At 64.3% G+C, this 24431-nt stretch carries 20 protein-coding genes and 1 pseudogene; 7 read left to right on the forward strand and 14 right to left on the reverse strand.

Going from position 1 to position 24431, the window contains the following annotated elements; genetic code table 11:
* Positions 1 to 20 precede the first annotated feature (20 nt).
* Complete coding sequence (gene pdxR / locus DLM46_RS13565; RefSeq protein WP_115101282.1) at positions 21 to 1565, forward strand: MocR-like pyridoxine biosynthesis transcription factor PdxR; 1545 nt, start codon at positions 21 to 23, stop codon at positions 1563 to 1565.
* 43 nt (positions 1566 to 1608) lie between these two features.
* Here pdxR and DLM46_RS13570 read toward each other — a convergent pair whose 3' ends face one another.
* The gene (locus DLM46_RS13570) at positions 1609 to 5403 is read right to left on the reverse strand and encodes a DUF748 domain-containing protein (RefSeq protein ID WP_115101283.1); all 3795 of its coding nucleotides are present in this window, start codon (positions 5401 to 5403) and stop codon (positions 1609 to 1611) included.
* A 199-nt stretch (positions 5404 to 5602) separates the two neighbouring features.
* The gene (locus DLM46_RS13575; protein WP_115101284.1) at positions 5603 to 7024 is read right to left on the reverse strand and encodes a DUF1254 domain-containing protein; all 1422 of its coding nucleotides are present in this window, start codon (positions 7022 to 7024) and stop codon (positions 5603 to 5605) included.
* A 301-nt stretch (positions 7025 to 7325) separates the two neighbouring features.
* On the opposite strand from DLM46_RS13575, the gene DLM46_RS13580 reads away from it, so the two are divergent.
* The 3 genes from DLM46_RS13580 (at position 7326) to DLM46_RS13590 (ending at position 12961) form a co-directional block, all read left to right on the forward strand.
* Complete coding sequence (locus DLM46_RS13580) at positions 7326 to 8015, forward strand: FMN-binding negative transcriptional regulator (protein WP_115101285.1); 690 nt, start codon at positions 7326 to 7328, stop codon at positions 8013 to 8015.
* A 141-nt stretch (positions 8016 to 8156) separates the two neighbouring features.
* Positions 8157 to 10787: a heavy metal translocating P-type ATPase gene (locus tag DLM46_RS13585; protein ID WP_115101286.1), complete on the forward strand. Its 2631-nt coding sequence runs from the start codon at positions 8157 to 8159 to the stop codon at positions 10785 to 10787.
* A gap of 200 nt (positions 10788 to 10987) precedes the next feature.
* Positions 10988 to 12961 (forward strand): methyl-accepting chemotaxis protein, encoded by a 1974-nt coding sequence (locus DLM46_RS13590; RefSeq protein ID WP_115101287.1) that lies wholly within the window; start codon positions 10988 to 10990, stop codon positions 12959 to 12961.
* Between the two features lie 56 nt (positions 12962 to 13017).
* On the opposite strand, the gene DLM46_RS13595 is transcribed toward DLM46_RS13590, so the two are convergent.
* Positions 13018 to 13671 (reverse strand): glutathione S-transferase family protein, encoded by a 654-nt coding sequence (locus tag DLM46_RS13595; protein WP_115101288.1) that lies wholly within the window; start codon positions 13669 to 13671, stop codon positions 13018 to 13020.
* A 218-nt stretch (positions 13672 to 13889) separates the two neighbouring features.
* On the opposite strand from DLM46_RS13595, the gene DLM46_RS13600 reads away from it, so the two are divergent.
* Positions 13890 to 15338 (forward strand): polyhydroxyalkanoate depolymerase, encoded by a 1449-nt coding sequence (locus DLM46_RS13600; protein WP_115101289.1) that lies wholly within the window; start codon positions 13890 to 13892, stop codon positions 15336 to 15338.
* 63 nt (positions 15339 to 15401) lie between these two features.
* On the opposite strand, the gene DLM46_RS13605 is transcribed toward DLM46_RS13600, so the two are convergent.
* The 9 genes and pseudogenes from DLM46_RS13605 to DLM46_RS40260 all read right to left on the reverse strand — a co-directional run.
* Positions 15402 to 15836: a cupin domain-containing protein gene (locus DLM46_RS13605; RefSeq protein WP_115101290.1), complete on the reverse strand. Its 435-nt coding sequence runs from the start codon at positions 15834 to 15836 to the stop codon at positions 15402 to 15404.
* A gap of 169 nt (positions 15837 to 16005) precedes the next feature.
* On the reverse strand, positions 16006 to 16617 hold the full coding sequence (locus tag DLM46_RS13610; RefSeq protein ID WP_115101291.1) for a flavin reductase family protein: 612 nt from the start codon (positions 16615 to 16617) through the stop codon (positions 16006 to 16008).
* 360 nt (positions 16618 to 16977) lie between these two features.
* A complete protein-coding gene (locus DLM46_RS13615; protein ID WP_115101292.1) occupies positions 16978 to 17286 on the reverse strand; it encodes a hypothetical protein in 309 nt (102 codons plus the stop codon).
* Between the two features lie 26 nt (positions 17287 to 17312).
* Positions 17313 to 17690 carry a hypothetical protein gene (locus DLM46_RS39025; RefSeq protein WP_133300331.1) on the reverse strand — a complete coding sequence of 126 codons (378 nt, stop codon included), beginning with the start codon at positions 17688 to 17690 and terminating at the stop codon, positions 17313 to 17315.
* Positions 17691 to 17729: 39 nt separating this feature from the next.
* Positions 17730 to 17888, reverse strand: coding sequence for a hypothetical protein (locus DLM46_RS39400; protein WP_165847972.1), 159 nt, complete (start codon positions 17886 to 17888; stop codon positions 17730 to 17732).
* Positions 17889 to 18083: 195 nt separating this feature from the next.
* On the reverse strand, positions 18084 to 18392 hold the full coding sequence (locus tag DLM46_RS13620; protein WP_115101293.1) for a hypothetical protein: 309 nt from the start codon (positions 18390 to 18392) through the stop codon (positions 18084 to 18086).
* 227 nt (positions 18393 to 18619) lie between these two features.
* Positions 18620 to 20089 carry a hypothetical protein gene (locus DLM46_RS39405; RefSeq protein WP_115101294.1) on the reverse strand — a complete coding sequence of 490 codons (1470 nt, stop codon included), beginning with the start codon at positions 20087 to 20089 and terminating at the stop codon, positions 18620 to 18622.
* Positions 20090 to 20137: 48 nt separating this feature from the next.
* Positions 20138 to 20344 carry a hypothetical protein gene (locus DLM46_RS39410; RefSeq protein ID WP_165847973.1) on the reverse strand — a complete coding sequence of 69 codons (207 nt, stop codon included), beginning with the start codon at positions 20342 to 20344 and terminating at the stop codon, positions 20138 to 20140.
* 9 nt (positions 20345 to 20353) lie between these two features.
* Positions 20354 to 20488: pseudogene (locus DLM46_RS40260) on the reverse strand (MgtC/SapB family protein); the annotation flags it as partial.
* 295 nt (positions 20489 to 20783) lie between these two features.
* Between DLM46_RS40260 and DLM46_RS13640 the strand changes: the two are divergent.
* Positions 20784 to 21893: an AGE family epimerase/isomerase gene (locus DLM46_RS13640; RefSeq protein ID WP_115101296.1), complete on the forward strand. Its 1110-nt coding sequence runs from the start codon at positions 20784 to 20786 to the stop codon at positions 21891 to 21893.
* A gap of 62 nt (positions 21894 to 21955) precedes the next feature.
* On the opposite strand, the gene DLM46_RS13645 is transcribed toward DLM46_RS13640, so the two are convergent.
* Entirely contained in the window at positions 21956 to 22231 is a 276-nt protein-coding gene (locus DLM46_RS13645) for a hypothetical protein (protein WP_115101297.1), read from the reverse strand.
* A 220-nt stretch (positions 22232 to 22451) separates the two neighbouring features.
* Between DLM46_RS13645 and DLM46_RS13650 the strand changes: the two genes are divergently transcribed.
* Complete coding sequence (locus tag DLM46_RS13650) at positions 22452 to 22655, forward strand: cold-shock protein (protein WP_007178724.1); 204 nt, start codon at positions 22452 to 22454, stop codon at positions 22653 to 22655.
* A 113-nt stretch (positions 22656 to 22768) separates the two neighbouring features.
* Here DLM46_RS13650 and DLM46_RS13655 read toward each other — a convergent pair whose 3' ends face one another.
* Complete coding sequence (locus DLM46_RS13655; RefSeq protein WP_115101298.1) at positions 22769 to 24391, reverse strand: methyl-accepting chemotaxis protein; 1623 nt, start codon at positions 24389 to 24391, stop codon at positions 22769 to 22771.
* Positions 24392 to 24431 lie beyond the last annotated feature (40 nt).

Raw genomic sequence — 24431 nt, forward strand, 5'->3', positions numbered from 1 at the left:
ATTATTCCGGATAGAACCACTTGGACACCGTGATCTTGTCGGATTGGCTCGCCGCGCGGCTCGACCGCGCGGCTGCCGAACCGGTCTACAGGCAGACATTGCGACTGATGCAGCAGGCCATCCTGACCGGTCAGTTGCCGCCCGGCACCAAACTGCCCAGTTCGCGCACACTCGCGGGCGACCTCGGGATCGCGCGCAACACGGTGCTGCACGTCTACGACCAGCTGACCGCCGAAGGCTATGTGATCTCGACCACCGGCAGCGGCACGTATGTCGCCGACACGCGGCCGGACAGCGTTGCCGTGAATGCGCGCAAGAAGCCGGTGGCGAGCGTCGATACGCAAGGCAATCCGGCCGCCCCGGCGGCGAAACCGCCGAAACGCGATCTCGACGACCTCTCCAGCCGCGGACGAAGGCTGATCGATCAGGCCGGCGTATCGGCCAAACAATGGGGCGCGTTCATGCCGGGCGTACCCGACGTCTCCGAATTTCCGGCGCGCATATGGAGCCGCTTGCAGGCAAGGTTGTGGAAAGAAGCCAATCCCGATCTTCTGACTTACGCGCCCGGCGGCGGCTATCGGCCGCTGCGGCGCGCGCTGTCCGATTACCTGCGCGTCGCGCGCTCGGTGAACTGCACACCGGACCAGATCATCATCACGACGGGTATTCATCAGTCGATCGATCTCGCGGTGCGTTTGCTGACCGACGTCGGCGATCGCGCGTGGGTCGAAGAACCGTGCTATTGGGGCGCGCGCAGCGTGCTGCAATCGTCGGGGATTACGCTGGTGCCGGTGCCGGTCGACGACGAAGGGCTCAACCCGCGCGAGCAGGATCTGCAGCAACCGCCGCGCCTCGCGCTCGTCACGCCGTCGCATCAGTATCCGCTCGGGATGGTGATGAGTCTTGCGCGCCGCCGCACGCTGCTCGAATACGCGCGCCAGCACAACGTGTGGATCATCGAGGACGATTACGACAGCGAGTTCCGTTACGGCAGCCGTCCGCTTGCATCGCTGCAAGGACTCGACGACGCCGGCCAGGTGATCTACGTCGGCAGTTTGGGCAAGATGCTGTTTCCGGGTTTGCGGATCGGCTACATGATCGCGCCGGAGCATCTGGTGGATACGTTTCGCACGGGCGTTGCCGAACTGTACCGTGAGGGGCAGTTGATGCAGCAGGCGGTGATGACCGATTTCATCATGGACGGCCACCTGACGTCGCACGTGCGGCGTATGCGGGCGCTGTACGGCGAGCGCCGGCAGATTCTGATCGACGCGATCACCGCCCGTTTCGGCGACGCATTGCCGGTGATGGGCGACGAGGCCGGCTTGCATCTGGTGCTCGGCCTGCCCGATCACGCGAACGATCGCGCGGTAACGGCCGCCGCTTTCGATGCCGGCGTGATCGTGCGGCCGCTCGCCAGTTACTACAGCAGCGAGACGCCCGCGCGGCGAGGGCTGTTGCTGGGTTACGCGTGCGTCGCAAACGACAAGATCGGCCCGGCATTCGACACGCTTGCTCGCGTGATCGAGCAGACGGCGTTGAAAGCGCCGACGCGCGCCGCTTGACCGCACGCCTTTGCAATAGCCTAGGCGTGCCGTCCACTAAGCATCACTTCAAGCCAAAGTCCACGCGCGTCGTCGCGCCCTTGTCCTTGATGCCTTCCGCGTTCAGTTTCGGCGCGACGACAAACACGCGGCTGCTGTCGATCTTGCCTTCGAGATACTGCTGGACGCTTTGCGCCCGTTCTTGCGCAAGATTACGCAAGCTAGCGTCGTCGATCGGTGCGTTGGCGGCCAGCGCGCTCTTCATTTCGTCGTCCGGCAGGCTCTTGGTCAGGCCGACAAAATTGCGCGGCTTCTTGAAGTCGGCCGCCTTGTAGGCCTTGGTCAGGTACTTGTCGTATTCCTTCGGATCGACGGTGACGGTCGACAGATCCACGCTCTCGCCATTACCCACCACGTCCTTGATCTTCTGCTGCTTGACCACCCGCTCGACATAACGGTCACGCAACCCTGGTTCGTCGACAGCAGGATCGACGCGGCCGATCAGGTCGATACGAATCGACGTCTTGTCGGCCAAGGCCTTCACGATCGTATCGAGCTTTTTTTCACCTGCGTCCGAGAGTGTCGCCGAACCCGGATCGAACTCGACGTAGCCCATTTCCTCGCCGCCACCGCCGCCGAATGCGTGGGCGATCAGCGAGAACGGCGCGGTCACGGCCTTCTGCAACAGATTCAGCACCGCGTGCCAGATCAGCCCGCCGATGCTGAACTCCGGATTCGACAACGAGCCCGACACCGGCAGATTCACATCGATTTCGCCGCGCGAGTTTTTCAGCAGCGAGATCGCGAGGCGCACCGGCAGCTTGGTCGCCGTATCGTTCTCGACGTGATCGCCGAAGGTGAGCTGATCGATGAACAGGTGGTTGTCCGCGTTCAACTGGTCGTTGTCGAGCTTGTAGTGCAGATCGACGTTCAGCTTGCCTTTGGTGATCGGATACCCGGCGTATTTCGCCGAATACGGCGTGAGGTTGGTCAGCTCGATATCGTGCGCGCTGGCAGTCAGATCGAGCGACGGTTTGGCGATCAGCGGATTGACCGTGCCGCGAATCGACAGCGGGCCGTTGGCGGCCAGTTTTGCGGCGATGTCGACGGGCGCCGGCGTGGTCGATTGCGTGCCGAACGCGCCGACCGTGCCTTGAATGCCGACGAGGTTCGCGGAAAAGTTCGGTTTGACGAAGTTGTCGGTGTAGGTCACGCGGCCCTGTTGCAGCACCAGCTGGCCGAAATGCAGCTTGACCGGGCTTTGCGGCGGCGTGGCGGCGGTCACGGTGGCCGGTGTTGCCGACGATGCCGGCACCGGCGCCGACGCCACCTCGGGCGCCGATGCCGCTTGCGGCGTCAACGGCACCGGCTCGGCGCCGCTCTTTTCGCGCGTCAGCGACTGCGCCGCGCCACTTTCGTGCGCGACCACGTCGCTGAGATTCAGCTTGCCTTGCGCGTTGAGCAGCACACGGCCATAGAACTTCGTGAACGTCACGCGCCCCGCGTCGACAACGGTGCCGCGCTCGTCGTAGTCGGCCTTCAGGTTGGTCAGCGCGAGCGAACCCCAGCCGGCGAACGGGTCCGACGTGGCCTTGTCGAGCATCCGCACGTCGACCAGCGCCATATCGCCGCGGTAGCTCGCTTTCAGCGCCTTCGCCTGGGTCAGCGCGAGTTCGCCGTTCGCGTTGAGCAACGCGCTCGCGATCACCGCATTCAGCGCGCTGCCGAAGTACGGTTCGAAGGCCGCCGCGTCGAGCCGGTTCGCGTTCACCTTCAACGCGAGTTTGAGCGGCGTCGCCGTGACATTGCCGGTCACGCCGAGCGTGCCTTTCTTGTTCAGCGTCGCCTGCAGATCGATCGGCAGCGGGCGGCTCAGGTCATCGCTGATCTGCTGCACTTTGAGTTGCAGCGGTGTGACGCTCAGCTTGACCGGTTGCGGCGTGGTGTTGTCGGTGAAATTGGCGGTCGCGTCTTTCAGGTTGAGCTCGCCGATCTTGTAGTGCCACGCTGGCCCCTGCTCTTCTGCCTTCTTCACCGCATGAGTCACCGTGCGTTGCTGCTCGGCCTGATGCAGGCCGGCGAGCGCGGCGAGGTCGATGCTGCCGTCCTTCAGACGCTGCGCATTGACGACCAGTCCGGTCGTGTCGACACCGGCAAGATCGGCAGTGCGGCCCGCCACGTCGACCTGCTTGACCGTCACGCGGCCTTGCGCGAGCGAGACGGCCGGCTCCTTGCTGCCGCGCGCCGCGATTTTCAGCGACTGCAGATCCAGTTGCGTGTCGGTGACCATCACGGCCGCCGGCGACTTCGACCAGTTCGCGCCGACGTTCGCCGTCGCGGAAAGCGCGCCGTCGACAACTTGCGCCGCGGTCGCGGTGTCGAGATACGGTTGCAGCATCGGCAACGGCAGTGACTTCAAATCGAGCTTCGCGCTGGCGGTCCTGGTGACGAGGCCGAATGCGCCCGCCGCGCCGAGCGAGCCGGCGGCGTCCTTGAAGCCGGTGTTCACCGTGTAATGCGCGGGCGCGTTGGCGAGCGTCGAAAAGTCCGTCAACGTGACGTCCAGTTTTTGCAAGCCGAGGTCGACAGGTCGCGAGGCCGCTTCGTCGTGAACATTCACCGTGCCGTCATTGAGCGCGAAGCGCTTGATCGACAGGTCCAAAGGTGGTGCGGCTTTTTCCATGGCGGCGGCGCCGGACGCCGCAACCGGCGCGCTGGCCGGATTCTTCGCCGTGGCGGTGGCCGATGCCGATGAGGATGCAGCCGCAGGTGCGGAAGCCGCACCTGCCGGCTCAGTTGCGAACAGCCGCTCGACACTCAGCACCCCCGCTTTATCACGCGCAAGATTGGCGGTCGGCGCGTCGATGCGGATATCGTCGAAGTGATACGCGCTCTTTAACGGCTCCAGCGTCGCGGCGGCCACATGCAGCGCACGCGCCGCGAAAAACGGCGCCTTGCTTTGATCGCGCACGTCCACATCGTTCATATCGACAGTGCCCGCCACGCGCAGCGACGGCGTGTCGTTGGAGACCACGAAGTTGAGCTTGAGATCGGTGGACAGCTTGCCGCTCTGCACGATCACCGGCAGTTTGGTCGGCACGTAGGACATGAGACGCGGTACGTCGAGCCCGTCAAAGCGCAGCGACACTTCCGACTCACGCGACGCCGCAAACGGCTTGGTCTTGCCGTCAATGGCGAGCGGACTGCCGTCGATCCGCGCACGCAACAACGGCTCGACAAAGATATTGGTTTTCGAAGGCAGCGTCGCGATGAACGGAATGCCGAGCTTCCATTGATCGATCACGTGCGTGGCGCCGAGCAATTTATCGTCGAACGTGATCTGGCCGTTTTCGAGGCGGATGTTCGACACGGAGAAGAGCGTCGGTTTGCTGGAGGGCTGGGACGGCTGCTTCGCGAACTTCTCGATCAGATCGGTGAAATTGAAGCGCTGCGCATCGTAGCGAACAATGTGAAAGCGCGGCGAATCGAGCTGTATTTCGTCGACGATCGGCGCGGCGCGAAACAGCGAACTCCACGAAGGCTGCACAATGAGCCGCGAAATATCGACGAAATCGCCTGCGTCGCCGCGCTCGCCGATATGCACGCGATCGGCTTCGAGCTTGAGCGTGTATGGATTGAGGGCGATGCGCCCGATCGTGGCGGGCCGGTCGAGTTGCTTGCTGAGCTGCCGCTCGGCGATGTGGCGAATCAGCGGCGGGGCCGCGAAAAAGCCGAGTAGGCCGAATAGGACGAGGAAGATCAGCAGACCGGTGATGACACGCCGGGTACGGCGTGACTGCGCGACCTCGCGCACGGTCTGTATGGAAGATGCCAGTGTTGCTTTATTGAGGCTTGCCATGCTCGGTCTTGGGTAGTGCGGCGGCAAGCCCGCCGCGAAAACGAAAATCCCGCAAGCGGCAGTATAAGACGTGTACCTTGCATGGAACAGAAATGTAAGCCGTGGCTTACACATTGATCCGCGGGACAGCATAGCGTGTCCGTTGCGCGAGGCAACGGACACGCGCTTACCTGGACGTCACGCCCCGATCGTTGTCATGTCACTGACGCACGACAGCCGGCGGTTGCCAGCTGCTGTCGGTGGCTTGCGGCTTCGGTGCATACAGACGCAGCACCAGTTGCAGATCGGCGCGCGGCGCCGGCAGCCAGTTGCCGCTCTTGCTGCGCGCCGACGACACCGTCACGTCGAGTGAGCCGTCGCGATTGCGGCGCGCGCCATTGCGATCGCCGACCGCCAGACGCGCCGGCGCGCTTTCGCCGAGCGCGCCATCCCTGGTATAGGCGGTGATCGACCAGAAGCCGCGCGCCGGCGGCAACTGGTTCGGTTCGAAATGGATCACGTAGCGGTTCGCACCGTTGAGCGCGTGACCGTCGCTGTCCTGCGCGATGACCGCGCGCACTTCGTCGTCCTTCGTGCCGATGCCCGGTTGTGCATAGGCAGCGTATGCGCGCATCGCGTAGTCCGGACCGTAGTTGCCCACGCCGTCGCCGAACCAGCTCCAGCCATTGGCGGCCAGCAGATTGGACGGCGCCGTGACGATGCGCTCGTGACCGTCGGCGAGTCCCGCGCCAACCGCCTCGGCCGCGTCCGGCAGCTTCACCGGGTCGCCGGGCGTGACACCAAGGTCGGAGAGGACTTTCAGCGCGTGCGGATCGGCCGGAGTCGGCGGATTGTCCTGCAACGCCTGCGCAAGCCGGCTGAAGAAGCCTTTCGCGTCGAGTCCGGCGATCTGCGCGGCCGGTGTGCCGGATGCGGCCGCCGCGGCGGCATCGGCGGCATTGCTGCGCGGCGGCGTCACCGACGCGGAGCGCGTGTCGCCTGCATACACGCTTAGCGGCGCCACGCGGATCGCGCGTTGCAGCTTGCGCACCGCCATCAGGTCGCGCGGGCCGTTCGACTGGATGCGCACGCTGACCCATGCGTTGCGGGTCGGCACGTCGACACGCGCGACACCCTTGGGCAGCTCGCCCTGCCAGCCGGGACCGACGAACGCAATCGTTTGCGCCTTGATGCCCGCTGCGCGCGTGGCGTACTGAGTGCCGGTCGACCAGACCACATTGGTCCACATGTCGAGCACGCGGGCGTCGAGGTAGCGGCCATGCGAATCGGGCAATGAGACGATCACCGGTTCGGCGCCGACGTCCAGCCAGCCGGTCGAATCGAGCGTGTCGAGGCTGGGCTGCGGCGGATTGGCGGTGCCGACCGGCGGCAAGGCTTGCGCATGATGCAGCGTATTGATCGGCGCCTGGCCCGGATCGGTACCGACCGCCGCGTCGCGCGCGACGCCCATCAGCACGAGCGGATAGCCGAACACATACGAATCGGCGACTTCGTCCTTGATCCAGCCGGCCGTCTTTTGCGTGGCGGACGGTGTCGACGCGCAACCGGCCAGAAATGCGAGGCCCGCGAGCGATGCGCAGGTCCAGTGAAGCGAAAACAGTTCTCGGCGATTTTTTATCATTCGTTCAGGTGGCGGAACGTACGGTCCAGGGAATTCCTCGGTCTGAGGCGAAGCCTGCCTGCGCGGGCAGTCTGGGGGCGTCATGCCAGCAACATCGGGTTGTATCGTATCCTTACTCACGAGGCAAGCGCAAAGACAACAGTGGAGCTTCGTCATAAGCGCACAGGATTCACTTGCGGGACGGTTGACGGTTCTTACGACACACCGCTTGCGTTCTCCCTTAGTACACCTCGAGCCCCGCCACCGCTCTCAATTACCGTTCTCAACCGTTCGCCGTTCTTTTTCGCATCTGGAGCGCTACATGTATATGCCCCGCCATTTTGAAGAGAATCGTCCAGAGGTTCTCCACCGTCTGATCGCCGATCATCCGTTCGGCACGCTGATTACAAATGGGCCGAACGGTCTCGATGCGAACCATCTGCCTTTCGAAGCACAGCTGGACCCCGCAGGGGGCATGCTGGAAGCAGCACCCGCCGGCGCCGAAGAAGGCACACGCTCCCACGGCATCCTCCGCGCTCACGTCGCCCGCGCCAACCCGGTCTGGCAGGAAGCCGCCACTCACCCGGAAGCGCTCGTGATCTTCCAGGGACCGACCGCCTATATTTCGCCAAACTGGTATCCGAGCAAGCAGGAAGCGCATCGGCAGGTGCCGACTTACAACTATATGGTGGTGCACGCGCACGGCCGGATTGTCGTGCGCGATGACGAAGCTTTCGTGCGCGGTCTCGTCGCACGGCTCACCCGCAAGATGGAAGCCGGAGAGCCGGTGCCGTGGAAGATGGGCGACGCGCCGGCCGATTATTTGTCCCAGATGCTGGGCGCGATTGTCGGTATCGAGATCGAGGTCACGCGGCTGGTCGGCAAATGGAAGCTCAGCCAGAACAAGGAGGCCGCCGACCGGCGCGGCGCCGCTGAAACCTTGCTGGCGCGCGCGAGCGATGAACAGCAGGCAGTCGGCCAGGCGATGCTGGACGCGCCGCCGGCGTTCTGAGCAGGAGGCTTCCGGACGCCGCTTTCGCGCGCTTTCGGCAGCATTCCCGAGCGATACCAAAACGCCCTTGACCTTCCTATCATGGGAAGGTCGATACTCGGTTCTCGACGCGGCCCGATGCCGCCACGAGCCTTGCCTGCCATGACCGAACTTGTCACTCCCCAGCGTCCCGCGGACGCGCCCGCTAAAACCGCCGAACTCGACATCGGTGGGATGACCTGTGCGTCCTGCGCGATGCGCGTCGAAAAGGCGCTGGCCAAAGTGCCGGGCGTCACGCGTGCGTCAGTGAATCTCGCGACCGAAAAAGCCAGCATCGACAGCGACGCGACCGTCGCGGCGGAAACGCTCGTCGACGCCGTGCGCAAGGCGGGGTATGAAGCCACGCCAGCCGCAAGCGCGCCCGCCGGCCTCGCGACACAAGCGCCGCAAGCCACGGAACTGGCGATCGGCGGCATGACCTGCGCGTCTTGCGCGATGCGGGTGGAGAAAGCGCTGGCGAAGGTGCCGGGCGTCGCGGGGGTGTCGGTGAATCTGGCGACCGAAACGGCAACCGTCCATTTCGCCGACGCGGCCTCGAGCCCGCCGGATACGCTGATCGAAGCCGTCAGGAAAGCGGGCTACGAGGCAACGTTGCTTGCGCCGCCAGACGCACCGCCTGCCGACAGCGGCGCCGCAACAGCCGACGCCAGGCGCGACAAGACACGTCGCGAGTTTCATGCCGTACTCGCCTCCGCCGTGCTGACGCTGCCGCTCGTCCTGCCGATGGCCGGCGAGTGGTTCGGGCTGCACGTGATGCTTTCGCCGTGGCTGCAACTCGGCCTCGCGTCGATCGTGCAATTCGTCTTCGGCGCGCGCTTCTATCGGGCGGCGTATCGCGCCGTGCGAGCCGGCGCCGGGAATATGGATCTGCTGGTGGCGCTCGGCACCTCGGCGGCGTATGGGATCAGCGTCTATCAACTGGCGAGCCATCCGGGCGACGTGATGCATCTGTATTTCGAAGCGTCGGCGGTGGTGATCACGCTGGTGCGCTTCGGCAAGTGGCTCGAAGCGCGCGCCAAGCGTCAAACCACCGACGCGATCCGCGCGCTGAACGCGCTGCGTCCCGACCGCGCACGGATTCGCATCGGTGCGGACGAACGCGAGGTGCCGCTCGCGCAAGTGCGGGTCGGCACGGTGGTGATCGTGCGGCCGGGCGAACGGGTGCCGGTCGACGGGGCGGTGCTCGAAGGCCGCAGCCATATCGACGAATCGCTGATTACCGGCGAAAGCCTGCCGGTGCCGAAGCAGGTAGCCGATCCCGTCACCGCCGGCTCGATCAACCGCGAAGGCGCGATTGCAGTGACGACCACCGCGATCGGCGCCGAAACGACGCTGGCGCGGATCATCCGCCTCGTGGAAAGCGCGCAGGCCGAGAAGGCGCCGATTCAGCGGCTGGTCGACCAGGTCAGTGAGATCTTCGTGCCGGCCATTGTTGTCATTGCCGTGCTGACGCTCGCGGGCTGGCTGATCGCCGGCGCAAGCGGCGAAACCGCGATTCTGAACGCGGTCGCCGTGCTGGTGATCGCCTGCCCGTGCGCGCTCGGATTGGCGACGCCGGCGGCGATCATGGCCGGTACGGGCGTCGCCGCGCGGCATGGCGTGCTGATCAAAGACGCCGAAGCGCTGGAAACGGCGCATCGGGTAACGGTCGTCGCGTTCGATAAAACCGGCACGCTGACGGTCGGACAACCCTCCGTGACGGCGTTCGAGCCGATCGGCGTCATTAGCCGCGGCGAAGCGCTGGCGCTCGCCGCGGAGGTACAGCGGCATAGCGATCATCCGTTGGCGCGGGCAGTGGTGAAGGCTTACGAAGCAACGCAGGCCCACGTTTTGCCGGATAGCGTAGTTGAGGCGGCGTCGGCGAACGGCGCTGCCGCGGCGCGCGGAGACGATCCGCTCGGCGTTTCCGGGTTCGCCGCGACAACCGCATCCCCGGTGGAGTCGATGGCGGCTGCGGCGCCTGCAACAGCCGCCCGCGCCGTGCCGGGCCGGGGCGTGGAAGCCGACATTCAAGGCCATGTCCTGGCGATCGGCAGCACGCGCTGGCTCACCGAACTGGGCATCGCGTTACCGCGACAACACGTCGAGCGAGCGCGCGAACTCGAAGCCGCAGGCAACACCGTCTCCTGGCTGATGCGGCGCGACCCGCAGGCACCCGCCGCGCTCGCGCTGATCGCCTTCGGCGACACTGTCAAACCGACCGCGTGCGCCGCCATCGAACGGCTCGCGCAGATGGGCGTCAAAAGCGTGCTCGTCACCGGCGACAACCAGGGCAGCGCGGCGAGCGTCGCCAAAGCGCTCGGCATCGACGAATTCCACGCGGAAGTGCTGCCGGGGGACAAGGCCCGCTTGATCCGCGACCTGAAATTTCGCAGCGCCGGTATTGTCGCGATGGCGGGCGACGGCATCAACGACGCCCCCGCGCTCGCCGCCGCCGACATCGGCATTGCGATGGCGACCGGCACCGACGTCGCGATGCACGCAGCCGGCATTACGTTGATGCGCGGCGATCCGGCGCTGGTGGCCGACGCTATCGACATCTCGCGCAAGACCTGGCGCAAGATCCAGCAGAACCTGTTCTGGGCGTTCGTCTATAACCTGATCGGCATCCCGCTCGCCGCTTTCGGCCTGCTGAATCCGATGCTGGCTGGCGCGGCGATGGCATTTTCGAGCGTCAGCGTCGTCACCAATGCGCTGCTGCTGCGCACCTGGCGCGGCGCGCCGGGCCGCTGAGCGCCGCCGCATGGGCCGCGTTGCGAGTCGCGTGGTGAGTCGCGTTGTGGCCCGCGTCGTGAGTCGCCTTACGGTCTGTTACGCGATGCTTTCAATAAACTAAAGGAAACCGAGGCACCGGCCGTAAACAGGATATCGATGCCGGCCATGCCTACGTGTGGCCAACGCATCACCCCTCCTCCTTTACTCCGCACTCGCCGATGGAACATCTCTCTTTGCGCCGCGCCAGCGTGGGCGCCAGATTGGCCATGCTTTCCTGCGCGCTCGTGGCGCTGATTTTCGCCGCCTTCACGTGGGCGCTCACCCGCTCCGCGGGCACGCAGATCAGCGATCAGGTGCTCGAACGCATCGCCGATAAAGACCGCTCGATCGGCGCGATGATCACGCTGTTCGACAAAGCGTTATCGGCGGACGTCGATCGTTCGATGTCGTTGTTCGCGAGCTTCCTGCCCACTGGCTACACGCTCGACGAAACCCAGAAGGTCGATATCAACGGCCTCGCCACGCCGACCATCAAGGCCGGCGACAAAGTCCTGAACATGGACTTCTCGATCCCCGACCAGTTTCTCGAACGCAGCGGCGCGGTCGCCACCGTGTTCGCGCGCAACGGCGACGACTTCGTACGCGTGACGACTTCGTTGAAAAAACAGGACGGCTCGCGCGCAATCGGCACGCTGCTCGACCGCAAGGCGCCGGCGTACGCGCTGATCCTCGCGAACAAATCCTATACCGGGCTTGCCACGCTCTTCGGCAAGCGTTTGATCACGCAATACCGGCCGATTACCGACGCGAGCGGTCGCGTGATCGGTGCGCTGTTTGTCGGCGTGAACGTGGACAGCGAAATCCAGTCGGTCGAAGACGGCATCCGCAAACTGAAGATCGGCGACAGCGGCTACTACTTCGTCGTCAACGCCTCAAATGGCCCGGAGCGCGGCAAGCTGATCGTGCATCCGGCCGCCGCCGGCCAGAGCGCCGACAACACGAACGCGCCGTATCAGCAGATGCTCGAGATGCAACAAGGGCAGCTCGAATACAGTTCGGCGGATGCGACGCTCGGCGAACACGACGCGCGCAACAAATACGTGTCGTTCATCACCGTGCCGGAGTGGCACTGGCTGGTGGGCGGCGTCGCGCCACGCGACGAGGTGATGGCCGACGTCACCGCGACCCGTAACGAATTTCTGCTGATCGGTTTCGTGCTGGTCGGGGTTTTCGCGGCGGTGTTCCTGATCGCGGTGCGCCGCCTCGTGAGCCGCCCGCTCGATGAAGCCGCCAAAGCATCCGAGCGCTTCGCCGCAGGCGACCTGAGCGTGCGCGTGGCGCAGGGAGCGCATACCCGCACCGACGAAATCGGCCGTCTGATGCAATCGATCGACGGCATCGGCGAAGGCCTCGCGCGCATCGTCTCGCAAGTGCGCAATGCGTCGGCCGATATGTCCTCCGGCACCGAAAAGATCGCGACCGGCAGCGGCGACATCGCCGCGCGCATTGCCACGCAAGCGAGCAGCCTCGAAGAAACCGCGGCCAGCATGGAGCAGATCACGTCGACCGTGCAACAGAACGCCGACCACGCCGCGCAGGCCAACTCGCTCGTCACGAATGCTGCCGACGCCGCGCTGGAAGGCGGCCGCGCTGTCGAACGGGTGGTCTCGACGATGGGTGAAATCAGCCGCTCGTCGCAGAAGATCGCCGAAATCACCAGCGTGATCGAAGGCATCGCCTTCCAGACCAACATCCTCGCGCTGAATGCGGCCGTCGAAGCGGCGCGCGCAGGCGAACACGGCAAGGGCTTCGCGGTGGTGGCCTCGGAAGTGCGCGCGCTCGCGCAACGCAGCGCGGCTTCGGTGAAAGAAATCGAGGGCTTGATCGCCGAATCGACGGCGACTGTCAAAAACGGGTTCCGGATCGCCGAAGAAGCCAGCTCGACGATGCAAGGCATCGTCCATCAGGTCGGCCAGGTGCGCGCGATCATGGCCGAGATCAGCGTGGCGTCGCGCGAGCAATCGGGCGGCATCGAACAGGTCAACCTCGCCGTCACCCAGATCGGCGAGGTGACCCAGCAGAATGCGACGATCGTCGGCGAGGCCGAACTCGCAGCGGCCGAATTGCGCGATCAGGCGGCACGTCTCGCGCAGGTGGTCAGCGTGTTCCAGCTGAACGCCGGGCGCGGTTAAGCGGCGGGCACGCGTTGTCCCTTCGTCTCGTCACGGCGCGCAGCGACGCGCCGTGATCAGAACTCGACGTCCAGTTCGTCGATCTCTTCCACTTCTTTCTGGGCATCGGCAATCCACTGCTGCATCTCGGGCAGCGCCATGATGCGCTGTCCGTATTCGACGATCTCCGGATCGAGCTTCACGTCGTAGGTGACGAAACGCGTCACCACCGGCGCGTACATCGCATCGGCCGCAGTACGCTCGCCGAACAGAAACGGGCCGCCGTACTGCTTCAGGCACTCGCTCCAGATCGTCACGATGCGGTCGATATCCGATTGCGCACGCGCCCAGACCTTGAAGCCGGGAAAATGCGCCTTGAGGTTCATCGGCAACGCCGAGCGCAGCGAACTGAAACCCGAATGCATTTCGCCGCAAATCGAGCGGCAATGTGCTCGCGCGCGCAGGTCCCTGGGCAACAATGCCGCCTCCGGCTTCAGTTCGTTCAGGTATTCGGCAATCGCCAGCGTGTCCCAGATCTTGATGCCGTCGTGAACGAGGCACGGCACCAGAATCGACGGCGACAGCAGCAGTAATTCGGCGCGCGCGGCGGGATCGTCGATCGGCATCACGATCTCTTCGAACGGCAGGCCGCTGAACCTGGTCAGCAGCCAGCCGCGCAGCGACCACGACGAATAATTCTTACTGCTGATGGTGAGCGTGGTATTCGTCATACGTTCCTCCTCCTGATGAGGCGTTCGCGCGACACCTGACGATGCGCATGCACGCTGCCGTGCATCGGCGCACCAAAGCGCGGCAGTTCCGGCCCGCTTCAGCGACTGCCGCAAATGCTATGCCAACGTACACTTAGCATGAGGCAGTGCCTGTGCATGATTGGCACATGACTTGCCTCTAGTTGGGCTCCTTCCTTTCTAGCATTCGTGCGAAGGTTATGAACCTGTTCGCATATCCTGCATACCAGACGTTTGCCGACATGATGCTGCCAATTCGGCACGGCGCGGCTCTGGTCAATCATTCGCTCGACGCCTGGCCCGCGTTCGGCGAAACGTCGCACGGGCGCTCGGTACGCGCGGCCTGCGATCTTTTGACACTCGCCGGGCTCACGCCCGTTAGACCGCCGTTCGGCATCGAAAGTGTTGTGACGGAAGGCAAACCGGTGGCGATCGTCGAGGAAGTCGTCGCGCACACGCCGTTCTGTTCGCTGGTGCATTTCCGTAAGGACACCACGCTTTCGACTCCGCAGCCGCGTGTGCTGGTGATCGCGCCGATGTCCGGCCACTTCGCGACGCTGCTGCGCGGCACCGTGCGCACGATGCTGGCCGAACACGACGTCTACGTCACCGATTGGCACAACCCGCGCGACGTGCCGCTCAGCCAGGGCCACTTCGGTTTCGACGAATTCGTACGGCACGTGATCGACTTCACCGAAACGATCGGGCAAGGCGCGCACCTGCTGGCGGTCTGTCAGCCGACAGTCGCCGCGCTCGCCGCCGTCGCCCTGATGGCTGCCGACGATCATCCCGCGCAACCCGCCAGCATGACGCTGATGGCCGGCCCGATCGACACGCGCATCAATCCGACGCGCGTCAACGAACTGGCTAAGAGCAAGCCGATCGAATGGTTCGAGCAGAACCTGATCAGCGCGGTGCCGTTCGGTTTTGCGGGCGCGCACCGGCGCGTGTATCCGGGCTTCGTGCAACTCACGGCCTTCATGTCGATGAATCTCAGCCGCCATCTCGAGTCGTTCGAGACCATGTATTACGAGTGTGCCAAAGGCGATCCGGCCAAGGCCGACACGATTCGCACCTTCTATGAAGAATACTTCGCGACGATGGATCTGACCGCCGACTTCTATCTGGAAACCGTGGATACGGTCTTTCAGCGGCACGCGCTGCCGTTGCATGAGCTCGAAGTGGATGGGCGCAAAGTCGAGCCGTCGAAAATCAGGCGCACTGCGCTTCTGACCGTGGAAGGCGAGAAAGACGATATCTGCGCGGTGGGACAGACGCTCGCCGCGCAGGATATGTGCGACAAGTTGCGGCCGTATCTGAAAACGCATCACGTGCAAACCGGCGTGGGGCACTATGGCGTGTTCAACGGACATCGCTGGGAGCGGCAGATTTATCCGCGCGTGCGCGCCGTCATTTACGACAACGAGCCTCGTGCGGTGATGGTCGGCGAGCGAGCACGCACGATCCAGCCGGTGCCCGCGGCGGCAGCCGCAGAGATCACCCCGGCAGCGCCGGCTGCAACCGCAGTCGTAGATGCCGAGGTGGGCACCGAGGTCGCCGCCACGCCGAATGGCGCGGGTGTCGCGTCCCCCTCCAAACCGCAGCCGGCTGCACGGTCGCCGCGGCGGCGGCCGCCGGCAGCGCAATGAGATGATGCTTCCGGGTGGCCGCGTTGTCGCGCGCAAGCGCTGCAGGTGCGGCGGCGGCGCTCGTCAGGCAGTGACGCTCTTCCACGGCGTTACCGCCGGAACGTCGCACGGACCTTCGACTTCGATCGATTTGAAGTCGGCCGGCGAAACGATCTCGAGGTACTCCATATCTTCCGAGTAATCGAACAGATAATGGACGATGCCCGGCGCCTGATGCACGCAATCGCCGGCGGCGACGAGTGTTTCCTTGTCGCCGTACATGAAGCGCGCCCAGCCCTTCAGCATGATCACAATGTGGAAATCGGCTTCATGGCGGTGCCAGCCGGTGCCTTGCTCTGGTGCGTGATTCGCCTTGACGAGTTGTGCGAGCACCTTGCCGCCGGTTGCCTGCGCAATGCCTAAATCGCGATAGAGAAAAAAATCGCGTAAGCCGTGATCCACGTAGGACGTGTCTTGCGGACGGACATGCGAGAACTGCGTAGCGAATTCGGTAGACATGATCGCGCTCCTGGAGAATGAGCCGGTACTTGAAAACGACGCGTTGGAGTGCTGATTGCAAGCATCAAGCGAGCCAGTCTCCTGACGAGAGTTTTCCGCGAAGGCGATGTGGCTGATGCCGCGCCGCCGTGAGCGGCGCGGTTTAAACATTTGATGCCTGGTTCGACGATTATGCGCTGGGGCGGAACATCTGAAACATCTCACCGATTTCCGCGTAGTCGGCACGGTAGCCGGCACGCATGACCGGCTGCGCGGCATGCGTGTCGAACAAACCGTCCTTCAGATAGGCTTCGTTGATGTGCACGCCGACCACCTGGCCGAGCGACAGATAGTTGTCCATCGGTTTACCGTCGAGCGTATGCAGACGCACTACTTGCAGCAGCTTGCATTCGAGCGCGGCCGGCGATTCCGCGACATGCGGCACGTTGACGTTGCGCCCCGGGGCCGGCGTGAGACCGGCGAGTTCAAATTCGTCGACGTGGGGCGCGACCGGCGCCGACGAGCGGTTCATCTGCTCGGCGAGCGGTTTGCTCGAGAGATTCCATACGAACTCGCCGGTGGCTTCGATGTTGGCGACGCTATCCTTACGGCCCTCGCTGCAAAAACCGATGATCGGCGGAAACGACGCAAACGCGCCGAAGAAGCTGTACGGCGCGAGATTCAGCGTGCCTTCGGTATCGCGTGACGAAATCCAGCCGATCAGCCGCGGTGCGACGATTGCCTTGAATGGGTCGTGCGGGAGACCGTGGCCGGCGGCGGGGTCGTAGAAGTAGTGGGACATGGTTAATGCAGTTTGGCGTTGTGGGGCGGGAATGGTGGTTATACCGCAGTCGCGTGGGGGCCGCTGAAGGCTTGGCGAGCGGCCACGTTGTGAGTGACCCGCTCCCGCCGTACTTCGTCCTCGGCCGATCACCCGCTTGCGCCCTTCCTTTGCGCCGCGATGCCGACGCCCATCAGTCCCGTGCCCACTACGCCTATCACTGCCCTGTCCACGCCACTCTCCCGCTGCCTTCGATGAAGCGCTCAAAGATAGCGCAGCGCGCCCATTTCCCATGCCGAACGCGGCAAAGCCGGTCTTCCGTGAGGAAAGACCGGCTTTGCGAGACTTCACGCCGCGTCATGCGGCGATGTCATGCGCGCATCAGTCACGCGGGGGCGGCGGGCGATGGTCGTCGCGGTCATGGTGATGCGGATCGTAGTCGTGCGGATGATGGCGCATCCACTCGTCATGCGCCCAGTAGCGATGACCGTCGTAGTAACGATCGCCATGCCAGCCGATATTGATCGACACGTCCACTGGCGTCATATGCGGCTGACCGTAAACCGCGGGTCCCGGACCGGTCTCGACAACCCCACGCTCCTGGGCGAAGGCGCTGCCGGCGGCGAGCAAAGCGCCACCTGCCAGCAAGGTTGCGAGAATCGAACGCGATGCCTTGTTCAAGGTTTTCATAGTGATCTCCCATGCAAAGTTTTGTATCAAGCCGACGTCTGTGTTCGATCGCCCTCGGACTGCAATTTCGGGTTCGGACCAGATGCCGTGCGCTTGAGACCAACTTTAGCGGCGCAAGCCGCGTGAAGACGTGAGCTCTTGTAAGCGCACATTTCATACATGGGGCGCGATGAGCAGCCGGCTTTTTTGCCTTCACGGCCCGTCCGCAGCGCCATGCGCGATGGATTGGCGGCGTGGCCGCCGCGCGACGCCACGTCAGGCGTCGTTACATTCATTTCGGCGGGGAAATATTCGGACAGGTCAGGTATTCGGCGGGAGCCCGGCGGAAAAACAAAAGCCACCGTACGCGTTTCGCGGGCGGTGGCTTCAATGAGGCGAGGCGCACTCGATGTGCGCGGGGCCATGCGCGGGTGCTCCGCGCTCAGGCCATACGACTTGGCTGTTTAGTCGGTCAGCTTGATGCCGAACAACGTGGACTGCGCCTGGCGAATGCGTTGCGCTTCGCGGCTACGCGCTTCGTACGAGTAGTCCGAATCCAGCGGCAGATGGGGCGACGCAAAGAGGTCGCTGACCTTTTGGAACAGTGCAAAGATGAAGCTCATGGCGACTCCCGGTTGGTTACTGCAATTAGCTAGGGTTTTCCCTTAAGAAGAATTATAGGGTTTTCCCTAGGCAAAAGCTAGTGCAGTGCAGCAATTTTTTGGGTGTGGCGCGTTGCTTCAGGCTTTACGGTCATGGTGCATTGCATCATGACAACAGCCCCGTTTCTTTCATTTTCAGGGTCAAAACCGGCTGCCTTATTGGAGCGTGCTGGACTGAGGCTTCCTGATTCGCGTCGGTTTCGCGCTCGCCGTGTCTTTGCGCGGGTTGACCACGGCGGCGTCGACGGCCCCGGCTGCCGCGCTCTCCGCCTGTACCAGCGTCGCGCTATTGACGGAGACGATCAGGCCCGGCAGGGTTCGCCCGGAATTGTCCTGCGGCTTGACGGACGCTCCCGACGCCGAAAACTCGACGTTCAGCGCCCAGTGCCCCTCGTGAATGCGCTGATCGCGTAGAAGCGCGCCGATCAGTTCTTCGATGGAATATTTGTGCTCGCTAGTCGGCATGGTGGCTCCCGCCAAAAGTTGCGCTGGCGTATCCGGTCCGGCTTCGCAACAGCAACGAGAGTGTAAAACGCGGTATTTGACTTGCGAGACGCTGGCCGCATGCGGCGCCTTACGGCGCCTATCCGGCGGAACAACGCGGGAAGCGGGGAAGCCCCGCGGCCGCGGCCAGGCGGGCGGCAAAGCGAGCCGCCGCGGCCGTCTGACGCCGGCGCGGCGATCACTGAAGATCAGTTCGAATTGGCTGCTTTCGGCTTGTGCGCGTGCTGAGCGCGTGCGCTGCGTTTGCCGTGCGACGGACCAGCGGCTTGCTGAACTGCAGCCGGCGAAGACGCGGCAGCGGCTGGAGCAGCGGCATTGGCTACCGCCGCGCTGGCCATCGCCATATGGGTGTCGAGCAGGCTGGCCATGGCGGCCTGCTGGTTCTGCATCATCTGTTCGATCCGACGCTGCTGGGCCGTGGTTTCACGCGTCAGACGCATCAGCAGGATCGTCTGCGTGATACCGATTGCAACCGTGACCAGCAGCGCGCCGACCACGATCGACAGCAGCCATTTCATGCGGCGTGAATGGTCCGTCGCAGCGCGGCGTTGGTCGGCGATCACGCCATACAGTGCATCGACGGTATCGGCGAAGGCCGTGGCGCGCGCGCGGTCGAGTTCAGGCGCGGCGCGCAATGCGGCAGCAGCCGCCTCGGCGCGTTGGGCTTCCCTGAATTGCGCGCCAAACGCAACATTCGCCGGCGTCGGCGCAGGGCGTGCCGGCTGGCCGCCGGGCTGCGGCTTGGCCGCCGCAGCGCCGCTTTCAGCGGCGGTGCGCTCCGGTGTGGCTTTCGTTGCGGCTGCAGCGGTTTCGGCGTTGGATGTCCTGGCGTTGGCGGCTACGGCGTTGGTGGTTTCGCCGTTGGTGGCTCCGGCGTTGGTGGCTCCGGCGTTGGTGGCTCCGGCGTTGGTGGCTCCGGCGTTGGTGGTTCCGGCGCTGGCGGCTCCAGCTGCGGCAGCTCCGGCTCCTGCAGCGGCGGCTTCGCGCGAAGCCGTCGCCGCTGTGGCGAAAGTCGTCTCAAAGCGCTGCTGCAGCACGGGCGGCTCGCCGCCGGCCGCCTTCGATGAAGCAGTTTCCGCCGACGCCCCCGGCTCGCCCGCTTGACGCAACGCGGTCACACTGCGCGCCACGGTCGCCGCCGCCATCGAGGGCGTGAGCGGCGCTGCCGCCGGCTTTTCATCGACCGCGGCGGCGCCTTGTGGCTCTGCCTCGGCAAAAGCCAACTCGCCCGTCGGCGATGCCGCACCAGCCTCGGGTTGCACCTCCAGTCCGCTCAACTGCGCGCTGACCGGCGCCGCTTCATCGGACTTCGCCGCACGGGGCGCGCGGCGCGCCGCCTTCGCATCGGTGTGCACGCTATCCACGAGATCGAACGCACCGACCGCCGCCAGCACCACGTCGGGCAATTCAAAGCCATGCAGCGTGCCTTGCCGCACGTCGATATTCATTGCTTCGAGCGTGGCGCGGGTGGGATCGTCAGGGAACAGGTCGAGCGTGCTGCCGTCGCGCGAGGCGTCGCTCAGTTGCGCGAGGCGTTGTGCCGAGCGCGCGGCACGCGCCAGCTTGTTTTCGGTTTCGGTCGAGACGGTGGCCTGACGCCGCTTCTTCGAAGCGGCGCGCGAAGGCCGGGACTGCGTGGATGCTGCGGAATCTGCCATAGAGAAAAAAGCGGTCGTCGCCGAAAAGCGGGCGCCGGGCACCGCTCGTCAATACCATTGGAATTTTTCGAGACCGCATTGTCGCATGGCCGCCCGCCCCAGCCGAAGCCATTCACCGACGATTTTCCGATTTTGAGAGGGCGTCTCGTCTTGCAGGAACGGCTTGACACCGGGCAGTCGACGCAAGCGCCCGCAGAGCGCCCCGCATTCGATGCCCAGCGCCCCCGGAGCGGCCACGCGCAACAGATCGAGCACGACATGTTAGCCGGACAACACGTCGGCAAACCCGTATGCCGACACAATCACGGTGAGCGCAGAGCCGACGCCTACTAGCGTATGCGTACGGCGCCACCCAGCGGCCCAGGAAAGCCGTTCGCGCTCAAAGCCGGTGACGGCGCCGGGTCACCGGTAACGGTGCCGGGTAACGGTGCCGGGTGCCGGGTGCGGGGTGCGGGGTGCGGGGTGCGGGGTGCGGGGTGCGGGGTGCGGGGTGCGGGGTGCGGGCAGCCGGCATCGGCCGAATACGGATTCGAGGTTCCCCAACATTGTTTGTCCTCCTTATCCGTAATCGTTTGAAGCGGATTGCGCACCTGCGCCGACGTGCCAGCGGCAACCGTTTGCTTTATCCTTGGCCGCACGCCGAACGGCCCGAACCTCTGGGCGCTTCGGATTACCGCGTTTGACGAACTGAACTATGCAAAGCATGAACCCTTCCGCCGCTTCGACGATCGCCCTCGCTGCCACGCTGCGCGATCACTTCACTCGCGTGGTGCTGCCGCTGTGGCGCGGGCCCGGTTTCAACACTGAGTTAAAGCTGCCGTACGAGGCGCTCAGCGCCGAGAATCATCAGCCGCTGCCTGCTGTGCGCTACCGTGCAATGGCGTGCGCACGGCAATTGTTCGTGTTCTCGCAGGCCGGCGATACGGCGCATGCACAGGTACTGTTCGACGCGCTGGTGCACACGTTTCAGGATCCGCGCCACGGCGGCTGGGTCTACAGCGTGGATGCGCAAGGCGCGCCGCTCGACACCACCAAAGACCTGTACACCCACGCATTCGTCGTGTTCGCGTGCGCGGAATATGGCCGCCGTTCCGGTAACCGCGACGCGCTGGAAGTCGTGCATCGCACGTCGGCGTTGATTCAGTCGCACTTTGCCGCCGACGGCGATCTTTTCAACGCTGCACTCGACGCGGACTTCGCCACCGTGACCGGCACGCCGGTCCAGAATCCGCTGATGCATCTGACGGAGGCCTGGCTGGCCGCCCGCGAAGCGACGCGCGATTCCGCTTTCGACGCCGCGTTGAGCCGCCTGGCCGGCGCCGTCGCGCGTCATTTCGTGCACGCGCCGACCGGCTGCGTCGCCGAATTGCCGCTGGGCGCCGACGACAACCGTCTGGAGCCGGGTCATCAGTTCGAATGGTTCTGGCTGGTGAAACGGGCGGGCCCGCTGTTCGAGGGCTCGGGTCTCGACGCGGCGCTGACGCGCGCTTTCAGCTTCGCGCAGCGGTACGGCGTAGACCGAGACACTGGCGGTGTGTGTGCGTCGCTCGACGATACCGGCCGGATCAAGGACGCCACCCAGCGGATCTGGGCGCAAACCGAATATCTGCGCGCGCTGGCGAGCCATGACGATCCGGCTGCGCTAGCCGCCCTGCCGGGCCAGATCGAACGTTTCCAGCAGCGCTTTCTGCGTCCGCAAGGCTGGTTCGAATGCAAAACGCCGGCGAACGTTGTGGCGCGGGCCGACATGCCGTCGACCACGCCCTACCACCTCGCGACCGCCTATGAGGCGCTGCCGGGCTGAACCCGATCTGCGCGCCGCCACTGAGCCGGACGGCGCCGATCTGGCCGACCGGCCGGTGTCGATCAGTATTCCTCGCGCTGCCAGGGTCCCCAATCTGCGTCGGCAGTTTTAAATCGCGTGTAGGTTGCGCTTTTTCCGGTGGGGGTGTCCGACGCCTCGCCGTGCGGCTTCCGGTCGGTGGTGTGAAGGGCGAAAGCCTGGTGACCTTCGGTGTCGACGGTAATTCGGCCGACCGGATCCAAGGCGCCCTCTTGAGGTGATTTAGACTCCAATATCGCGAGATAGGGGGTCAATCGACTCCAGAACGACGTAAGTTCTTCTTGCAGATAACGTGTCAATGGTTTTCCTGGAAGTGTAATACAGCCAGTTTACCCTACCGGCGGCGGCATCCTTTCAAAATGCCCCACAGGCCTCGAAATGGGGCCATCAGGGGAATACCCGAATACGGGTTGATTGGCGTCCATCATAAAGACGTGATACAACTCGTACTTCGCGCTCCGATCTCGTGTTGAGAAATAGCGGTCGCGAATGCAACACACAACATTTACTGGATTAAAAATGGCAACAGGTACTGTGAAGTGGTTTAACGATGCAAAGGGCTTTGGCTTCATCACCCCGGACGACGGCGGCGAAGACCTGTTCGCGCACTTTTCGGAAGTTCAAGGTAGCGGCTTCAAGTCGCTGCAAGAAAACCAGAAGGTGACGTTCGAAGTTAAGCAAGGCCCGAAGGGCAAGCAGGCTGCGAACATCCAGCCGGCCTAAGTACCTTGGGTACGCTCTGGCACCTTTAGGCGCATGCGTCTAAAAAGCAAAATGGCCCGCTCGCGCGGGCCATTTTCATTGGTGAACGCCCTTTTTTGGGGCGTTCACACGATTTAGATCGCCCGCGCTGCCGACAACGAAAACTCAGCTGCATGGCCGCGAATTTCATCAAAGTGTTGCGTGCGCAACACAGCCTCCGAAATTTCGAACACGGAAACGGCCTGCTTCAACTGCTGCGTCTGCTGATGCAGCGAGGCCGCCGCTGCCGCCGCCTCTTCGACGAGCGCTGCATTCTGCTGCGTCATCTCGTCCATCTGCACCACCGCCTGATTGACCTGCTCGATGCCCGTGCTCTGTTCGAGCGACGATGCGCTGATGTCGGCCATCATCTTCGTGACGCGTGAAATCGACGCCGACACGTTGCTCATCGCCTCGCCGGCATGCTCGACCAGCGTCGAGCCGCCCTGAATCCCGGCGACCGATTCGTTGATCAAGGTCTTGATTTCCTTGGCCGATTGCGCGCTGCGCTGGGCCAGACCCCGCACTTCGCCCGCCACCACCGCGAAGCCGCGGCCCTGCTCGCCCGCGCGTGCCGCTTCGACGGCCGCGTTCAACGCGAGGATGTTGGTCTGGAACGCGATGCCGTCGATCACCGAAATGATCTCGGCGATCTTGTCCGAGCTCTGCGCAATGCCGCGCATCTTGTCGACCACCTCGTTGACCACTTCGCTGCCGCGCGCCGTCGCGTCGAGCGCGGTCTCGGCGAGCGCGTTGGCTTCGCGGGCGTGCTCGGCGTTCTGGCGCACCGTGGCCGTCAGCTCCTCCATGCTCGACGCGGTCTCCTCGAGCGAGGCGGCCTGGTTCTCCGTGCGCGCGGACAGGTCGGCGTTGCCGGTGGCGATTTCGTCGGCGCCGAGGTGGATCGAGTCGGCGGATTCGCGCACGGTCTGCACGGTACGCGCGACGCTCGCCTGCATTTTCGCGAGGCCGGAGAAGAGACGGCCGATTTCGTTGGTGCCGCGCGCCGCGATCGGCTGATCGAGACGGCCGAGCGCGATACGGTCGAAGTGCCGGCCGGCTTCTTCGAGCGGCGCCACCACGCCATGACGCAACGCCATGTGAACCGCGAACGTGCCCACCACCAGCAACAGCAGAATAGCGATGCTGACGCCGCGGAACATCGTCATACGGGCATCGATCGAATCGAGCGACGCACGGCTCGCAGCGTCGCCGAACTGCACGAAGCGGCGCGACTCGGCGAGGTAGGCGTCCTGGAACGACTGGGTGGGCTGGTCGAGAAACGCCTGAATATTGTTCGAGTCGAGGAACTGCACCAGTTCTGCGAGCGCGTCGTGCAGCTTTTTATAGCGATCAGCGAGCGCTGTGGCGCGGGCGCCGTTTTCGTCGCTGGTCTTCGGCGCGTTCATGAAAGCCGCGAACGACTGATCGGCAGCCGTCAGCTGTTCACGGGCGTGCTGCACGATGTCGGCCGGCTCGCCGCCACCGCGCACCATCCGCGTACCGGCGCGCGACAGGTTGATACGGGCATCCATCAGACGCTGCGTCGTTTCATTGACCGCATCGACCTGCTTCAACGCGATGTTCGACAGATCGCCTACGTCGTCATGGGTGCGCGTGAGCGACCAGAATCCCAGGCCTACCGTCACCAGCTGGAACACGCAGAACGCGGCCAGGACACATAACAGGCCGGATGCGACCTTGATCTTGCTGAACATCGTGAACACCTGAATAGCGAAAGAATGGCGGGAGCGACGT

It is taken from the genome of Paraburkholderia lacunae, from assembly GCF_003353175.1.
GTDB lineage: Bacteria > Pseudomonadota > Gammaproteobacteria > Burkholderiales > Burkholderiaceae > Paraburkholderia > Paraburkholderia lacunae.

What these genes read in the sequence shown, in the direction of transcription:
- DLM46_RS13570 (WP_115101283.1), bottom strand. Translation starts at nt 5,403, where the DNA reads ATGGCAAGCCTCAATAAAGCAACACTGGCATCTTCCATACAGACCGTG.
- DLM46_RS13575 (WP_115101284.1), bottom strand. Translation starts at nt 7,024, where the DNA reads ATGATAAAAAATCGCCGAGAACTGTTTTCGCTTCACTGGACCTGCGCA.
- DLM46_RS13580 (WP_115101285.1), top strand. Translation starts at nt 7,326, where the DNA reads ATGTATATGCCCCGCCATTTTGAAGAGAATCGTCCAGAGGTTCTCCAC.
- DLM46_RS13585 (WP_115101286.1), top strand. Translation starts at nt 8,157, where the DNA reads ATGACCGAACTTGTCACTCCCCAGCGTCCCGCGGACGCGCCCGCTAAA.
- DLM46_RS13590 (WP_115101287.1), top strand. Translation starts at nt 10,988, where the DNA reads ATGGAACATCTCTCTTTGCGCCGCGCCAGCGTGGGCGCCAGATTGGCC.
- DLM46_RS13595 (WP_115101288.1), bottom strand. Translation starts at nt 13,671, where the DNA reads ATGACGAATACCACGCTCACCATCAGCAGTAAGAATTATTCGTCGTGG.
- DLM46_RS13600 (WP_115101289.1), top strand. Translation starts at nt 13,890, where the DNA reads ATGAACCTGTTCGCATATCCTGCATACCAGACGTTTGCCGACATGATG.
- DLM46_RS13605 (WP_115101290.1), bottom strand. Translation starts at nt 15,836, where the DNA reads ATGTCTACCGAATTCGCTACGCAGTTCTCGCATGTCCGTCCGCAAGAC.
- DLM46_RS13610 (WP_115101291.1), bottom strand. Translation starts at nt 16,617, where the DNA reads ATGTCCCACTACTTCTACGACCCCGCCGCCGGCCACGGTCTCCCGCAC.
- DLM46_RS13615 (WP_115101292.1), bottom strand. Translation starts at nt 17,286, where the DNA reads ATGAAAACCTTGAACAAGGCATCGCGTTCGATTCTCGCAACCTTGCTG.
- DLM46_RS39025 (WP_133300331.1), bottom strand. Translation starts at nt 17,690, where the DNA reads ATGGCCCCGCGCACATCGAGTGCGCCTCGCCTCATTGAAGCCACCGCC.
- DLM46_RS39400 (WP_165847972.1), bottom strand. Translation starts at nt 17,888, where the DNA reads ATGAGCTTCATCTTTGCACTGTTCCAAAAGGTCAGCGACCTCTTTGCG.
- DLM46_RS13620 (WP_115101293.1), bottom strand. Translation starts at nt 18,392, where the DNA reads ATGCCGACTAGCGAGCACAAATATTCCATCGAAGAACTGATCGGCGCG.
- DLM46_RS39405 (WP_115101294.1), bottom strand. Translation starts at nt 20,089, where the DNA reads ATGGCAGATTCCGCAGCATCCACGCAGTCCCGGCCTTCGCGCGCCGCT.
- DLM46_RS13640 (WP_115101296.1), top strand. Translation starts at nt 20,784, where the DNA reads ATGCAAAGCATGAACCCTTCCGCCGCTTCGACGATCGCCCTCGCTGCC.
- DLM46_RS13650 (WP_007178724.1), top strand. Translation starts at nt 22,452, where the DNA reads ATGGCAACAGGTACTGTGAAGTGGTTTAACGATGCAAAGGGCTTTGGC.
- DLM46_RS13655 (WP_115101298.1), bottom strand. Translation starts at nt 24,391, where the DNA reads ATGTTCAGCAAGATCAAGGTCGCATCCGGCCTGTTATGTGTCCTGGCC.